The 15,962-nt window shown below is 54.3% G+C and carries 15 protein-coding genes; 8 read left to right on the forward strand and 7 right to left on the reverse strand.

From position 1 onward, the window contains the following. Window positions 1-607: 607 nt before the first annotated feature. Both Q0835_RS15835 and Q0835_RS15840 read right to left on the reverse strand, forming a co-directional pair. Window positions 608-811, reverse strand: a complete 204-nt coding sequence (locus Q0835_RS15835) for a hypothetical protein (protein WP_298962828.1) — start codon at window positions 809-811, stop codon at window positions 608-610. Window positions 812-1,055: 244 nt separating this feature from the next. After that, the gene (locus Q0835_RS15840; protein WP_298962909.1) at window positions 1,056-1,502 is read right to left on the reverse strand and encodes an Lrp/AsnC family transcriptional regulator; all 447 of its coding nucleotides are present in this window, start codon (window positions 1,500-1,502) and stop codon (window positions 1,056-1,058) included. A gap of 132 nt (window positions 1,503-1,634) precedes the next feature. Here Q0835_RS15840 and Q0835_RS15845 point away from each other — a divergent pair, with 132 nt between their 5' ends. The 4 genes from Q0835_RS15845 (at window position 1,635) to Q0835_RS15860 (ending at window position 5,874) form a co-directional block, all read left to right on the forward strand. After that, window positions 1,635-2,474 (forward strand): PhzF family phenazine biosynthesis protein, encoded by an 840-nt coding sequence (locus tag Q0835_RS15845; RefSeq protein ID WP_298962831.1) that lies wholly within the window; start codon window positions 1,635-1,637, stop codon window positions 2,472-2,474. Window positions 2,475-2,969: 495 nt separating this feature from the next. Next, window positions 2,970-3,368: a RidA family protein gene (locus Q0835_RS15850; protein WP_298962834.1), complete on the forward strand. Its 399-nt coding sequence runs from the start codon at window positions 2,970-2,972 to the stop codon at window positions 3,366-3,368. A gap of 13 nt (window positions 3,369-3,381) precedes the next feature. Then, window positions 3,382-3,978, forward strand: coding sequence for a LysE family translocator (locus Q0835_RS15855; RefSeq protein WP_298812692.1), 597 nt, complete (start codon window positions 3,382-3,384; stop codon window positions 3,976-3,978). A 945-nt stretch (window positions 3,979-4,923) separates the two neighbouring features. Further along, window positions 4,924-5,874, forward strand: coding sequence for a LysR substrate-binding domain-containing protein (locus Q0835_RS15860; RefSeq protein WP_298962836.1), 951 nt, complete (start codon window positions 4,924-4,926; stop codon window positions 5,872-5,874). A 138-nt stretch (window positions 5,875-6,012) separates the two neighbouring features. On the opposite strand, the gene Q0835_RS15865 is transcribed toward Q0835_RS15860, so the two are convergent. Beyond that, window positions 6,013-6,450 carry a globin domain-containing protein gene (locus Q0835_RS15865; RefSeq protein ID WP_298812696.1) on the reverse strand — a complete coding sequence of 146 codons (438 nt, stop codon included), beginning with the start codon at window positions 6,448-6,450 and terminating at the stop codon, window positions 6,013-6,015. Window positions 6,451-6,746: 296 nt separating this feature from the next. Next, entirely contained in the window at window positions 6,747-7,664 is a 918-nt protein-coding gene (locus Q0835_RS15870) for a LysR family transcriptional regulator (RefSeq protein ID WP_298962838.1), read from the reverse strand. Window positions 7,665-8,374: 710 nt separating this feature from the next. Here Q0835_RS15870 and Q0835_RS15875 point away from each other — a divergent pair. Beyond that, complete coding sequence (locus tag Q0835_RS15875; RefSeq protein ID WP_298962840.1) at window positions 8,375-9,379, forward strand: hypothetical protein; 1,005 nt, start codon at window positions 8,375-8,377, stop codon at window positions 9,377-9,379. On the opposite strand, the gene Q0835_RS15880 is transcribed toward Q0835_RS15875, so the two are convergent. After that, window positions 9,370-9,669, reverse strand: coding sequence for a hypothetical protein (locus tag Q0835_RS15880; RefSeq protein WP_298962843.1), 300 nt, complete (start codon window positions 9,667-9,669; stop codon window positions 9,370-9,372). The two genes, Q0835_RS15875 and Q0835_RS15880, sit on opposite strands and share 10 nt — an antisense overlap. A 76-nt stretch (window positions 9,670-9,745) precedes the next feature. After that, on the reverse strand, window positions 9,746-10,501 hold the full coding sequence (locus Q0835_RS15885) for a DeoR/GlpR family DNA-binding transcription regulator (RefSeq protein WP_298962845.1): 756 nt from the start codon (window positions 10,499-10,501) through the stop codon (window positions 9,746-9,748). Between the two features lie 136 nt (window positions 10,502-10,637). Between Q0835_RS15885 and Q0835_RS15890 the strand changes: the two genes are divergently transcribed. Beyond that, complete coding sequence (locus Q0835_RS15890) at window positions 10,638-13,055, forward strand: FAD-dependent oxidoreductase (RefSeq protein ID WP_298962847.1); 2,418 nt, start codon at window positions 10,638-10,640, stop codon at window positions 13,053-13,055. A gap of 11 nt (window positions 13,056-13,066) precedes the next feature. After that, window positions 13,067-13,993, forward strand: a complete 927-nt coding sequence (locus Q0835_RS15895; RefSeq protein ID WP_298962849.1) for a phosphotransferase — start codon at window positions 13,067-13,069, stop codon at window positions 13,991-13,993. On the opposite strand, the gene Q0835_RS15900 is transcribed toward Q0835_RS15895, so the two are convergent. Continuing rightward, window positions 13,980-14,753, reverse strand: a complete 774-nt coding sequence (locus Q0835_RS15900; RefSeq protein ID WP_298962851.1) for an inositol monophosphatase family protein — start codon at window positions 14,751-14,753, stop codon at window positions 13,980-13,982. The two genes, Q0835_RS15895 and Q0835_RS15900, sit on opposite strands and share 14 nt — an antisense overlap. Window positions 14,754-14,964: 211 nt before the next feature. Between Q0835_RS15900 and Q0835_RS15905 the strand changes: the two genes are divergently transcribed. Beyond that, window positions 14,965-15,897, forward strand: coding sequence for an ABC transporter substrate-binding protein (locus Q0835_RS15905; RefSeq protein WP_298962853.1), 933 nt, complete (start codon window positions 14,965-14,967; stop codon window positions 15,895-15,897). The last annotated feature ends 65 nt before the right edge of the window (window positions 15,898-15,962 follow it).

Raw genomic sequence — 15,962 nt, forward strand, 5'->3', positions numbered from 1 at the left:
AATACGCAAGTTCAATTCTGAACGAAATTTCCAAGTAAAATTAACAAAACAGAAGACGTCAAAAATACAAAATACGTGTGAAATAATCAAAATTTCATCTTTTATAATAAATTAATAGCAAAATTCATAATACTTAAAAGAAATGTTTCAGAAATTTATTTAAAACTTGAAAGCCTTCAGCTAGAAAGAGCATTTACGCAAATTCAGCAGGTCATTTTCCAATCTGGACTGCTCACAACTCAAATCGTGAGGCACTAATCGTGCTCGACTGCAGCGATTTGATCGCCGGTGAGATCTGCCCCTCGCCCAATTAAGTGACCCGCAAGATTTTTAGAGAAATGGAGGAGCTTGAACGTCCGCGAAGCGCCATACGCCAGAAGAAATTGTCTCGAACCACCGCCCCATTTCAAGCATTTTCGGTTGTGGTCAATAGGTACAATTGGTTCGTTTAGCAAAAGCAGCCCAGCGTTTTGATATAAGGATAGATTAACGATCACAGGTCGCAAAAATACCTTTCCCAAATCACATCAAGGTTTGCGAGAAAACCAAACCAAACCGGAATCCGATGGGTCGGGGATAATGGCGGTAACGGTCCTCCGCTATTAGATCAACATGATCTAGCGCGGTCAAATTTGCGGTAACACAACTTGATTGCTCTCATATTCGGATCGAAGAATTTCTTCTTCCACGCATTAGGTGAATGAGCGCTGACACCCGGACGCTTCGAGACCACAGCAACAGGAGAACCAAGCCCCGTGATTTGAGCCGCCACGGCCCGCTTGAAATCGCCACTGAAATCGCTCGTGTCCATGATGGCCCCCTTCCCCCAAAATTAGAATGAAGACGTCCACAAATCACAGGACTGGTCCCTCCCGGTCTTTGAAGATGAGCCAAAACCTCTCCGTCGAGCAATCAGCTTATTTGCACCCAAAGGCGCTGATGGAAAAACCCGACAGTCATCGCCACACGCAAAAGATCCGTCGGCTTCGCGCTTGGCTTGAGTGTATGAACGATGTGAACAAGGGCTATAGATCCCAGGCTCCGAGCCCAAGGGATCAGCTTGTGGGGGTTAGCGGCGGCAGCCGGTTTTCAATGATCGTCGATTTGACGATTGAGGTATGCGTTTCCGCCCGATCATGGAACGGCAGCAGGATCTCATCCAGCTCTGCCACATCCCGCAGAACCAGACGGGCAACATAACAATCATCGCCTGTGACACGGTCACACGACATGAAACGCGGTTGCTGTTCAAGCATCTGTTCCACGATATGCAACTGACCGCTGCGGGGTTTTATCCTGACCAGCGCTTGAATGGTGTATCCAAAACTGCGCAAGTCTATTTGCGCACCAAACCCCGAGATATAGCCCCGTTCCTGCAAGTTGCGCAGTCGCTCGCCAACCGCTGGTCCAGACAATCCAATTTCTTTGCCAACCTCCGCCAGACTCGTGCGGCTATTGGCCTTCAGAATTTCCACAATCTGACAGTCAATTTGATCAATCAATTTCGACATGCAAAAAATTTATCCGAAATACCATCGAGATGAAAGATTTTTCAGCCAAACGCAATTGATTTGTTCGGGACGAGCTGCCGCGGCACCCGGTATTGTCACGCCACATGACATGAGGAGATATTGATGGATATTCAGCGAATTGCAGCATTTAGCCAGGGTGCAGAAGGGGGCAATCCCGCGGGTGTCGTTCTGTTGCAAACCGCGGTTGCGGACGCAGATATGGCGCGGGTCGCGGCTGAAGTCGGATACTCGGAAACTGCTTTTGCCGTTCAGCAGGATGGTACCGGCAATAACTGGCGGGTCCGCTACTTCTCGCCTGAATCCGAAGTGCCGTTTTGCGGCCATGCAACGATTGCACTAGGGGCGGCGTTGGGCCAACGCAACGGTGCTGGCACCTATTCACTGACACTGAACGACGCAACAATTACGGTTGAGGCCGAAGCATCCCAGGGTGGGATGGTCGCGACTCTCGCGTCGCCGCCGACCAAAAGCCGTGCATTGTCCGGCTCTGAAATGCGAGATGTTCTGGCGCTCTTCAAGCTTACAGAGGATGACCTGGATCCACGACTTCCACCTGCTCGCATCCACGGGGGTGCGGACCATGTTGTACTGCCGCTGAATGACCGCGCCCGGCTTGCGTCCATGGATTATGACCTGGACATGGGACGAAACGTGATGCGCGAGCACAGTCTTGTGACCATCATGCTGGTCTGTATAAAGGACAATCAAACGTTCGACGCACGGAATGCCTTTGCCTCTGGCGGCGTGTTCGAAGACCCGGCAACGGGTGCCGCGGCAGCAGCGTTTGCAGGGTATCTGCGCGACAGTAGCTGGCCGCATGGAGGCCGTTTTACAATTCGCCAGGGCGAAGACATGGGTAGCCCATCCCTAATCCACGTCACGTTGGATGATATCAAAGGCGCGTCAGTGCGAGTGTCAGGGGCAGCGCGGGATATCGCATGACAGATACACCCGCTGTCATCCACGCCTGCATCACTACCCATATCCGTAAGGATGCGGGCGGGGGTGCCGGCATGCCTTTCCGATGCTGTCACTCTTTGAAACCTTAGTGATGATTGGGTGACAGCAGAAACACTGGACAAACCAGCCTTTGCTGACTTGGCGCAAAAGGATGTGAAGGCTTTTGAAAGACTGCATCAGACGGTCGCCGGGTCTCTACAAGTTGGACACAACAGAAGTTCAGATCGACTGTAGCGCCGTGATGGCAACGAACCTTCCCAAAGGTGGAAGGCAGGACTGCATATGCATTTCTCAGGCTTTGCTCTGGCACTTTCACGGAATGTGTCGAAAACGGAGGCTTTGGCCAAATTGTCGATGAGAATTGACTGAGCCAACAAACGGGCTGATGTGTCGCCCGCATTTTTTGTTCGTCCTGCCGGTTGTGCGGGCCTATTCGTCCCTTGCAAACATCGATCAACACCAGAGGGGACTGAAAACATGATCAGCCAATTGTCACCGGACACCCTGCGCGCTGTGCCAGAGCAATACCAAGGTATCTATGCGCATGGGACGCACATTTTCGCACCGCAGAATTTGGTGTTCCTTTCTGGGCAAATCGGCGTCGCAGCCGATGGAGTGACTTGCGCAGGTTTCGAGCGTCAGTGCCACCAGGCGATGGACAATGTTGAGGCCCTTCTGGCCGACACGGACATGAGCCTGCCCGATGTCCTGCGCGTGATTTACTATGTGACCGACGTGGCAAACTTGCCGATCCTGTCCGAGATACGCCAGGCGCGATGGAACCAGGGCCAAGCCCCGGCGGTGACCACGCTTGTTGTGGCCGCACTGGCCGCTCCAGACCTTTTGGTTGAAATTGAAGTGACCGCAGCTCGGTAAATCTGGACGCCTTATGTCAGAGCAAGTGCTTGCCCTTATTCTATTCGCGGTTGTCGCGACCTCGTCACCTGGCGGGGCAACAACGCTTGTCACGGCATCGGGCGCGCGCTTTGGCTACCGCCGGAGCCTGCCACTTATCCTTGGCATCGCTTTGGCGCTAGCAACACTGGTGGCCGTTTCGGGAACGAGCTTTGCCACGACGATCATCGCGGCACCAAGCTTACATTTGGCTGCAAAGGGAATTGGCTCGATCTATCTGCTTTGGCTGGCGGCAAAAATCGGCCTGGCCGGTCCACCAGCGGCGAGCAAAGCGAATAGTCAGCAACCCATTGGCTTTTTAGGGGGCGCAATGCTGTTGTTGGTGAACCCAAAAGCATGGGCAATGGCCTTGGCCGTAGCTTCATCTTTCTCACAAATCGCGGTGCACCCGACGACCCTTGGCTTCATACTCGCCACCGTCTTTGCGGTGGCTGCCTGCCTGTCCCTTTCAGTCTGGGCGTTGGCGGGCAGTGTTGTCGCGCGAACACTCAGCAGAGCGTGGCATTGGCACATGTTCAATTGGACAATGGCTGTACTGCTTTTGGCATCGATCGTAATGTTCTGGGTTTAGCGGCGAAAAAGTGTGTCTTGTGCCGATGAAAAGGACTTGCCGAAAGACCGACCACTATCATTCGGCTGATCCCGTCCTTGTCATTTACACTTCGGTCGGTCACGCTTCGCGTCTTGCGACTAACATGTTTCCGAAGAACGCTTCCAATTACAGACCCTTTTGGAATTGCATGCCTCACCGGTCGTTTGTGTAGCCAGGCAATCGGGTTTCCACGCCACAACAGGCGGCAATCCTACTCGGCCGTTTGCCTGAATAGAGCCCTCAAGTGTTACTTCGGATGATCATCAGACACGTTCGGCACCATATTGGCAATTGACTCGGATCCAATTTGCAAACCGACATTCGTTCGTCACACGGCATAGATCTTTCCGCGCTTAAAGCCCGCTTTCGTTCCAAGTGAACGGGACGAAAGGTATGTGTCCCTTTTCAGCCCATTCTGCGATCCGTCACTGGTGCCAAATGCAGACCTTCACAAGATGTGTTGCAAATTATTCAGTCGGGTTATTTTTGACAGGCCCATGACCCGAAAACGCAAAGCTGCAATTTGGTTGCGCAAGGCATAGGCCAAGTCATTGATCAACTCGTGCTTTTGGCTCGACCGGGCTGGATGACGAGAGTGCGATGCTTTCAGGCACAGTGTCGCGCTCACCGCCAGTGGTCAGAGCGTGGCCTGGCGTTTTCTCTCGCCTGCCGAACATCTTCTGAATTCATTCCAATGTCCCGGCGCAAGTGAACGGGCAAGTTATCGACATGAGTCCGGGGTCTTGGGCGCCGCGTGAGAAAAAACGTGCGACTGTGTACCCAGGGTGCAAAAATTTTGATAGCTTCTGAGAGTGAATATCTCATATTTAGAGTCCGATCCTGACTAAATTTCCCAATTTATCGGGACTTTCGGATCCGACATCAAATAAATCGGCCATCACCAGACATTAGTGAGATTTATGAATGGCGCGTTCTTCGCTCCCCCCACTTGCCGCCGTAAGAGCCTTTGAAGCAGCGGCTCGTCATGGAAGTTTTACCAGTTCAGGCAGAGAATTGGGCCTGACGCAAGCTGCGGTCAGCTATCAGATAAAGGTGCTGGAAGAACGGGTCGGGCAGCCTCTGTTCCACCGGCGCGCCAGAGGGGTCGAACTCACGCATGTCGGGACCGAATTGGCGAAAAAGGCAAGCGCAGCACTGGATGTGATTGCAGATGCCTTTGCCGAAGCACAAGGCAGCGCGCAGGCAACACTGGAAATAAGCGTCATTCCCACTTTCGCGACCAATTTCCTTGCCGAAAGGCTGGGCCGCTTCCAGATTACGCATCCCAACATCGCGGTGAGGCTCGAAGTAAGTGAAACGCTGATCGACTTTCAATCTGACACGTTCGACATCGCAATCCGCAGCGGCAAGGGGCAATGGCCGGATCTGGAATGCCACAAATTGATTGAAATCGAATTCACGCCCATGCTGAGCCCGGCTCTCGCTGAGACCATCGGCGGCGTCAGCAAACCTGAAGACCTCCTGAAACTTCCGATCCTGGGCGGAGGGGATCCATGGTGGGTGCGCTGGTTTGAAAAGGCGGGGGTCAATTCCGACGTCCTAGAAGGTCGACCGAGCCAAACCTTCGGACCGCAGATTCTGGAAGCAACTGCCGCAATGGCAGGGCAAGGTGTCGCCATGCTGACACCTGCATTTTTCAAAAGCGCAATCGACAGCGGTCAATTGATCCGTCCCTTTGAACTCTGTTCCAGCGACGAAACAGCTTACTGGCTGACTTACGCCCATGCCTACAGGAACACTCCTAAAGTCAAAGCCTTTCGGTCCTGGCTGGTCCAAGAAGTAGATGGCTTCCTGCAAACCGAGAAACAAAGAGGTTATGTTTCTCGCGCCTCCAGTTTAGCTGATCGCGACTGAGGCAGGACACATAACGGCTGTCTTCCACCACGTGGAAGGACGGCAGTCAAATTCGCAGGACTTGCTGATGGAACTTGTCCTTTCTGCATACGCGCAACGATCCGGCAATGCCAAGTTATGCACACAGCGCTCCATCGGTCAGACCGTCACCTGTTGCGATGGAGCAGGATAAGCCGCCTCAAGCATCACGTCGGCAAGGCTGTCATAGGCATGCATCCAGGCTGAAAGCAGCTCGTCTGAAAGCGTATCTTCCAGAAGGGTTTCCAGCATTTTGATCAAGGCCTGACGAACAAGAGCATAGTGTGCCCTTTCAACACCGTAGGCCAGATGGCGCAGTGCAAGATCCCTGACGAGAGGCTCAAGTTCTTCAGCATTTTGAAGTTGCGAAACAACCAACCCAAGCGTGCTCATGAGCTTCACGGACTGGGTGCTCATGTCTACTACGAATAAATTTCTCGTCTCGGGCGCGAGCTCGAACAGTTTTTCATAAAAGACGTCTCCAGCACGCTGCAGGTCGCCAGAAAGCCGGATATAGGATGTGCGAACGAGATCGATATCGTCCCGGCTCAAGCTCATCTTTTCTCTCCTGTTTTTCGGTCTTTGGCAGCTGTTGGCTTCAATTGTTTTCGTTGAAAAGCAGCTTAGAGGAACACTAGCCACTTGTCGGACAACCGGCTACAGGCAAGTACGCAGGAAGAGCCTGCACATTAGTGCGAAGTCATGACTGTCTGGAGCGGCTATCCGGTGGATTTGTGCACTGGTCCAAATTCTGTCGAAAAGATACGGACAACAGTTTTTCACTTGATGGGGACAATCTCTGATGGCAGTCCGACAATTGTCAGATTTTGCTCCGCTTGTTTCATTCGAATTCGCTAAGCGGCACGCCCTTCATTGGCCGTACTGGTTTCCTTGGCAGCGCACTCCAGGTCGGTTTTCAGGCTACCGTCGCCAAAGAGAACTTTTGCAGTCTCACGCAGTTGCCGGATCGCGGTCTGAACCCTTAAAGTCTGTACGGTGTCAGGGTGAACGTGAAGATGCAACGGTCGGGTGAACTGCGTTCTTTCATCACCGATGCGACGGAGACCTTTGTCATGCTCGGCAATGCACATTGGTAGCAACCCCTTGCCAAGTCCTTGTCGGATTGAAACCTGAAGCAGCCCTGGATCATTCCCGACGATATGAATCTGCTCGTTACGCTTCCTCAGTTTTTCAAGATACTTTGCCGGCAAGCGACGCGCTGCGCTGTCGTCGAGCATTGACACCCAGCCGAGATCGTTCGCGTCACAATTGCTGGAGGCGTAAAGCGCAAAGGGAACATCTGCGAGTTTGATTGCGAATTCACCCATTTGAGGCGGATCTTCAAACCAGAGCGAAATTGTGGCTGCGGTCCAGGACGCGATGGTCGGGTAACCGGAACTCAAGCGAACAGTCAGTCTCGGATGCCGCTGTTTCAGGGTTGGAAGGAAGCTATCGGCCAAATGAGCGAGAACCCAGTGGTCACCCAGTATCCGAAGTTCGCCGACAGGTTCACTTGCGGGAGAAGCAGCGGTCTGGGCGATGCGCTCGGCCCGCCGTTCGATCTCAAGTGCGTCAGCGATCAGTTTCTCACCGACTTCTGTTGGAATGAGCCCGGATTTTGATCTTAGGAAAAGAGTTGTGCCAAGTGCAGCTTCCAACGCGGAAAGACGACGGCCAACTGTAGATTGATCAACTTCCAACATCACCGAAGCGCGCGTCAGCGACCCTGACCGCACCAGTGCGAGCAATATGCGAAGATCGTCCCAGTTCAATTCACTTGTCTCCTTTTTGCCTAGCCCTGGTCCACCAGCCTGGAAATCTTACCGCCCGTAACGTCAAAAAGCGACATGTCCTCAAGGGAAATGTTCTGGCCGGCTCGCCAAGTGTCCGGCAGTTCCCGTGGACCAATTCTGTATTGGCAATCGCGGCATTATTTGTGTTGGTGGCGGCGAGCGCGGTGTTAACTTCCTGATGGCATACCGGGACTCTGCGTATTGCTGCGATGGCCAATTGGCAAAGCTCCTCGCCACCAACTGCTTCCTCCCTGATATCGCCAACCGAAAAATTGGCGAAGCCGTTGGTTCGTGACGGGCAAGAGATCGTGCTCTCCAAGTCTTTCGCATTGCAGGCGTAAATACAGCCCGCAACAGGTTCAGGAAGGTCTTCAAGCATCTTGCAAATAACCTGGGTTGCCTCCCTGACGCACCGTCTCTTCCTTCCAAAGGTCGCTTAACGGGCACGCCTGATCCAACAAAAGAGACCAAGCCTGCCATAAGCAAAGTTTGTCGGTCCCTCGCCTAGAACGTGAAAACTGTCTCGACTTCCAAAAGACAATCGGGAAGCGGTCGATACGGCATGTCTGCATGATCCTCGTGCAGACATGCCGGTTCCGGTCCAGTCAGCGCGTGCTCAGTTAAAGGACTGGGCGGAGACCCCGTGCGGTCACGCGATTTGAACAATTGATTTAAAGCGGAAGATTATCATGTTGAGCCTGCCTGGTGCTTTGCAGAAACCAACCTTTCAACCGAAGTGGCGTAGACCAACGAGCGCCAAGATGATCAAGGCTTGGCCACCGACCGGTGCTGCAGGCGATCACGTTGTCACAGAAGGCGGTTTCGCAAAAGTCGCAAAGAAAGCTGTCCGGAACAATGTCTGGGACGTCATAATCTTTAATTTCCAAACCGAGGTTCCCCGCGAAGTCAACTGGTATCTGCATCACGCGGTTGGCTGCTGGATGTCGAAGGACAAGATGAACTTTTGTTTTGATGGTGCCCGGACGGCTGATGGCAAGTTGGGAAGGGTCTACCTTCCTCCAAAAGACTGGATGCCGCCCTCGTATTTTAAACGCGGGTCCGGATTTGGTGGGCAAGTTGACCAACATGCCGATAGCGCTGTGCGCCTTCTGGAACGCCTGGCGGTTCGAATGCCTGGCATCTATCACCATGGAACCCAGTTGCCTGCGCGGGCCTATCGAACAGTGGCTGACCTCATCAAACGGCGGGATGTCGGGCTCAAAATCGACCCCAGCAGGGGATTATATGAAGCGGAATATGTTGCTGATGAAAAACGGATCTACGTAGGTTCGGCTGTGATGCTTAGCAGACCAATGTCCTATGGTGTAATTGCCAACGAAGCGACCCACGTATTCAATCACTATCGAAGCAATACCACCAATGCCTATCACGAAGAAGTGGCGTCTTCGATGGCAGACTCCATCGCCCTCGCTTGTATGAGTGAAGAAGCGACGCTTGCGCGGTTGCGCGAGGGAGGCCTGATGGACAAGCTCTATTTCGCTGGTTGGGTCTGGGTCAATCACCTTAGCTGGCGCAGAAATGTGACGCTTGAAGACTTCAACAGTTTCTATGACCACCCGATCACGGGAGAGAGGCGCAATCCCAAAACCGACTTTTTGGAGTATCACAAACTGATGGGATACATCCTGAAGATACGCCAATACGTTTACAATGAATGGGATCCCTACGCATAGGACTGTTCGAAGAGCAAATAGTCTTCCGCTTCTGGATACTCTAGATTTTTTTCGACGACGGCCCGAATTTGGAAGACGTCCGTCTCCATTATTTGACGTGATTTCTCTGCTTTCTGAGGAACATCCCGTATCGCTTCTTCGCGGTTAAAGTTGCGGGAATGCCCACAGTCAAAAAGTCCGCCATAACGAATTCGATATCCGTTGGTTTTGCCCTCGCCATCCATGCCTTGCAGATAAGTTCGAATGCTCAACGGGGTCTTTGGTGAGGTGGCAAGGCCGGTTTCCTTCATGCTTCCACGCATGACAACCCTTTGATTGCGGGGCAGTTCAGTTGTCCACGGCACCCTGTGGAAGTGTGGCAAGTTGTCAGGGAAACCGAATGTCCAGATCTGCAAACAATTCCGCAAAATCCTCAGGTGGCGCTCTGTCGGTCACGAGATAGTCTCTGGGTTTCAATGTCGGCTGACGGAGCGCCGGCTTGCGCAATTGCCGTTCAAATTTGGAGTGATCGACTGCCATGATCGCACGCCCTGCATTTGCCAGCATTGCGCTTGCAATATCGACCTCGCATTGCTCGTGGACGAGAAACCCTTTCCGGGCGTCGACCAGCGAGGCCGACAGCAAAACGTAATCCACCTGCATCCGTTCAATGACGTCAAACGCCGACCGGTCGAAGGAGGCACCGTCGTGGTCCCGCAATTGCGTTCCTGCCATTGAGACATTGTTGCCTGGGATCATCGCAAGCGTGCTTGCCACGTAGGCCGAATTGGTGACTACAGTGAGTTCCCGCCGGTTTCGCAGTGCCTGTGCGACGAACCCTGATGTCGATCCCGTATCGATCGCGATGCTGTCGCCATCCTGGATGATTTTCACAACCTCTTCGGCGATCGCCACCTTGGCTTCACGGTTCAAGTTCATGCGGGCCAGATAGGGCAGATCCGCAGCCGACTTGGTCGAAACCAGCGCGCCATGCACCTTTTGCAATGCGCCCCGATCGACCAGGGGGCGCGAGACCCGCCGGATGGTCTGATCCGAAACTCCGAGGATGCGCGACAGCTCTTGCACACTAACGGTGCCACGCATGTCCACGGTCTGTAAAAGCGTTGTTTCGTATTTCGACATGAAGCCTGTTTACACCAAAGTTTCTGGTCGAATAAGTCTATTTTGCACCCACAATTCAACAAAAATCAACAATCCTATTGTTATGGTGTTGATTTTTGTTAGGATTTGAGCTGACTCATAGCACTTGGATCTGCAAATGACCCAACATTCGGCCAAACACCTGATCATCGGCGGCGGTATAATTGGATGCTCGATCGCCTATCATCTGACCCGAATGGGTGAAAAGAATGTGGTTCTCCTGGAGCGCGCCGGCCTGACTGAGGGAGCGACATGGCACGCTGCCGGGCTGGTCGGGCAGTTGCGTTCATCACGCAATACCACACGTATGCTTAAAAAATCCGTTGAAATGTATGACCGGCTTCAAAACGAAGAAGGCATGCAGTTCGACTGGAAGAAAACCGGTTCGCTCAGACTTGCCGCAACAAAGGACCGTCTTCTGGAAGCAAAGCGTCTGGCCACCATGGCACGCAGCTTCGAGCTGGAAATGCAGATTATAACGCCTGATGAAGCAAAGGATCTTTTCCCTCTGATTGAAGCGCGTGGTCTTGAGGGCGCAGCTTTCATTCCCTCTGACGGCTATGTCGACCCGGCCTCGCTTTGCCAGGCCGTTGCCGGAGCAGCCCGGCGCCAGGGCGCGGAGATACGTCAGGGGGTTGAGGTACTCGACTTTGCCGTCTCGAAGGGCCGGATCACGAGTGTCGAGACAAGCGAAGGCGCGTTCGAAGCTGAGACAATTATCCTTGCGGCAGGCATGTGGAGCCGGGAACTCGGCGCGAAACTCGGCGTTCGCGTTCCCGCCTGTGCCGTCGAACACCAATACATCGTCACCGAGCCAACCGGAACCGAAGTCGACCATTTCCCGACACTGCGCGATCCGGAGCGCCTGGTCTACTACAAGCCGGATGTCGCCGGCCGCCTGGTCATTGGTGGCTACGAAGAAGATACGCTTCCCTTTGGAGACCGGGGCATTCCCGGTGCTTTCGTACGTCAGTTGCTGCCGGAAAACCTGGATCGCTTCCTGCCGCTGGCGGATCTGGCCAGCCAGGTTACGCCGGTCGTCAACGAAGTCGGCATCCGTCAGGTCATCAACGGGCCTATCCCCTACTCCGCCGATGGCGATTTCGTCATGGGCTGGCAGCCAGGCTTCAACAATCTGATGATGGCCACCGGATTTCTCTACGGCATCGCCGCAGGCGGCGGCGCTGGTGAAATGATCGCCGAATGGGTGGTCGAGGGGCAATCGTCTCTTGATCTCTGGCCGCTTGACGTGCGCCGCTTCGGACCACACCACGGAACCCGCACTTTCATGTATCCGCGTGCGGTTGAACACTATGCCCACCACTACAAGAAAAGATATCCGGGCCAGGAACACGAGAGCGCACGTCGGTTGCGATTGTCACCGCTCTATCAGAAACTCAAGGATCAGGGCGCGGTCTATGGTTCAAAGAACGGTTGGGAACGGCCGCTCTGGTTCGCTCCTGACGGCGTGGCGCCGGTTGATCAGTTGGACTTCCTGGATCCGGGCTGGAAGAAATATGCAGCCCAAGAACACAAGGCCGTTCGGCAGCGGGTTGCATTGATCGACCAGTCGAGCTTTTCCAAATTCGAGATTGTCGGCGCCGACGCTCTTGCAACCTTGCAACGGCTGGCTGTTTCCAACATGGACAAGCCGGTCGGCTCGGTCATCTATACTCAGCTCTGCAATAATCGCGGGGGCGTCGAGGCGGATGTAACGATCGTCCGGCTGGATCTGGATCGTTTCTATTTGGTGACCGGGTCGGGTTTCGGTGTTCGCGACAGCGACTGGATCAAACGCAATGTGTCCGAGAGCGCTTCAGTACACATCATCGAAGTGACGAGCGGGTACGCGGTTATCAACATTGTCGGTCCGCACTCACGTGATGTACTGGCGGCAGCCTCCGAAAGCGACGTTACCAATCAAGCGATCCCCTTCTCGACAATGAAGGACATCGTCGTCGGTGCGGCTCCGGTTCGGGCAGCCCGCATCGGCTATGTCGGCGAACGCGGCTATGAACTGCATGTTTCGACGGAATTTGCGGCCCATGTTTACGACACGCTCTGGGCAGTCGGTGAGGCTCACGGCATTGCCAATGTCGGGTATAGGGCGATCGAGAGCCTCAGAATGGAAAAGGGCTACGTCTATTGGTCCGGTGATGTCACACCAGACTATACACCGATCGAGGCCGGTCTCGGCTTCAGGGTCCACTTCAAATCAAAGGGTGATTTCCTTGGACGTGCGGTTCTGGAAACGCAAAAGAACAACGGCGTCGAGCGCAGGCTGAGCACTTTCGTGACGAAGGATCATCTGCCGCTGACGGGAGGAGAAACCATCTTGCTCGGAGACCAGGTGGTCTCATCAGCTACCTCGGTTGGCTATGGTTACACCGTCGGACAGACAATCGTGCGCGGATATCTCGACAAGGCACACTGGGACTGCACAGAGTTCAGTCTGGAAGTCTTTGGAGAACGTCATCCGATCACGCAGGCGAGCAGCCCGCTTTACGATCCAGACAACAGCGCACTCAAGGGATAAACGGGGGGAACATGACGGAACACGCCGAAAAGGTACTCGCGGCACTGCGCTCCGCACCGCAATTTGCAGATGTTGTCTCGGTAAAACAAATAGCCCGCCTCGGCGGATTGACCAATCTCGTCCACCGCGTCGACCTCGACGATCAGTCAGTTGTCGTCCGCATTCCGGGCGAAAACACCGAGGAATACATCGATCGGGGTATTGAGAAGCACAATGCAGCGGCAGCTGCCCGGGCCGGTGTCTCCGCCGAGGTTCTCTTCGCCGATGCCGTGTCTGGCGTGATGATCACGCGCACGATCGACGGCATCGAAACCATGACCCCCGATCTCTTCAAGTCGCGTGCCGGCTCACCCGGCCGGGCCGGTGCGGCCCTCGCCAGATTGCATGCATCTGGTGAAACCTTTCGCTTCCGCTTTGAGCTTTTTTCCATGATCGACGATTATCTCAAGGTTTTGTCGACCAAGGATATCTCCCTGCCGGACGGGTATGAGGACGTGGTGGTTGTCGCAATGCCTATTGGTGAGGTCCTGGCTGCGGCGAACCTGCCCCTGGCACCCTGCCATTGCGATCCTCTCTGCGAAAACTTCCTGGATGACGGCGAGAAGATGTGGATCGTCGACTGGGAATATTCCGGCATGAACGATCCTTTGTGGGATCTCGGAGATCTCTCGGTCGAGGCTGGAATGAATGCGGCGCAAGATGCGGAAATGCTTGCGGCCTATTTTGGCCGCCAACCAACTGCCGCGGAGACCGGCCGGGTGGTGATCTACAAGGCAATGTGCGATTTGCTCTGGACCCTTTGGGGGCTTATCCAGCTTGCCGACGACAATCCGGCCGAAGACTTCTGGGCCTACGCCACCGGACGATTCGACCGATGCCGCAAACTGATGCAGGACCCTTCTTTCGAGTCGCATGTTGCTGCTGTCAGGGCCGGTTGAGCAACTCCAGAAGCTCTGCGTGCAACTCTGGCGTAGCTGCCGTGACAGTGCGTCCGTCTGATCTCATTGTGAGCGGATTGCCCTGCCAGTCCGTCATCACTCCGCCGGCCGCCTCGACCACGGCAGATACCGGCAGATAATCGTAAGGCTGCAAATCGTAGTCCACGACGGCATCGACATGACCGCGCGCCAAAAGCGCATGCGGATAACAATCGGCACCCAGCCTGCGCAACTGACCAGAACGGACAAGACGCTGAAAAGCTTCCGGTTCAGACACGGCCAGCTTGTCACCCTCATTGATGAACAGATGGGCTTCCGCAAGAGAATTGCAGGAACTGACTTGGATGGCCGTCCCGTTGCACGTGGCCGGAATATTTTCGCCCCCGGCATAGACTTCGCCGAGTACCGGCATTCGGATCACACCCATCTTCGGACAGCCTTCGATCAGAAACCCGAGCAGCATACCGAAGAGTGGCAGGCCGGCGATGAACGAACGCGTGCCATCGATTGGATCAATGATCCACATCGCAGCAGCCTCTCCTGTCTGTCCGAATTCTTCTCCGAAAACCGCTTCGTCAGGAAAATGCAGTTGGATGCTATCCCTGAGAGATCTTTCGGTCGCCTTGTCCGCCAGAGTTACCGGGCTCAGATCGGCCTTGGTTTCTATCTCGGGATTGTTCCTGAAATAAGAAAGGCTGACAGCCGCCGCTTCTTCCGTAATTGCCAAGGCCTTTTCCAACCTGCCCGAGAAATCCGACATCTCGCGTTCCTCCGCATTTCTAGTCTTTTTTGACTATCTAATGTTCGTTTAATGCTCAAAATGTATCCAAAATCCACAAAATTCGAACCCATATGTTGCTTTTTGTTGATTTATACTGACAGTCTATGAGGGTGTTGTGCCGAGATGGCATCTGCTGAGGGGGTGATGCCTGGGCAGTCCCGCATTGGCAAAAATCGACAGGGAGCAAAATATGAAGCGCGTTTCTTTAGCACTGTCCGCAATGCTGGCAGTCGCACCTGCACTCGCAGCCGAGTCCAGCGATCCGATCAAACTTACTCTTCACGACTGGTCCGGTCAGCTGATCACAACCAAGCTCATGGGCGAAGTCCTGAAGGAAGCCGGCTACAACGTCGAATATGTTCAGGCCGACTACATTGCCCAGTTCGCAGGCCTGAAAACGGGCGACCTGCATGTCGCCATGGAAATCTGGGAAACAACGGGCCGCGAAGCGATGGATGAGGCCTTTGCGACAGGCAATGTTGTCAACCTCGGTGAAACCGGTCTCCAGGCTATCGAGGAGTGGTGGTACCCGTCCTACATGAAAGAGCGCTGTCCGGGCCTCCCCAACTGGGAAGCCCTGAAGGATTGCGCCAAGGAATTCTCGACACCGGAAACTGCTCCTTTCGGTCGTTACCTGGGCGGGCCTGTTACCTGGGGCGGCTTTGACGAAGAGCGCGTCGAGGCTCTCGGACTGGACTTCGAAGTGGTTCATGCAGGCACGGATGCGGCCCTTTTCGCCGAGCTGGAGGCAGCATATCAACGCCAGGACCCGATCATGCTCTGGGTCTATGCGCCCCACTGGGCCCCTGCAAAATACGATGGTGAATTTGTTGAATTTCCGCCGTTCTCACCGGAGTGTTACGCCGATCCGTCGGTTGGCGTGAACCCCGATGCTGCCTATGACTGCGGCAAGCCCCGCGGACCTATCTGGAAAGTCAGCTGGGCGGGCGTCGCTGACAAGTGGCCGGGCGCTGCAAAGGCGATCGAAAACTTCAATCTCTCCAACGCCGATTATGGCGCTATGGTCACTGAAGTCGATCTCAACGGTAAGTCCGTTGAAGACACAGTTGCCACATGGATGACCGACAACAAGGACACATGGTCGGGCTGGATTGCCAAGTAAGGCCGTTCCATACTTCCTGCACGCATCAATCCGTCTTTGATGCGTGCAGGACACCAGTCCGGATG

Source organism: uncultured Roseibium sp. (genome assembly GCF_947499295.1).
In the GTDB taxonomy this organism is placed as follows: Bacteria; Pseudomonadota; Alphaproteobacteria; order Rhizobiales; family Stappiaceae; genus Roseibium.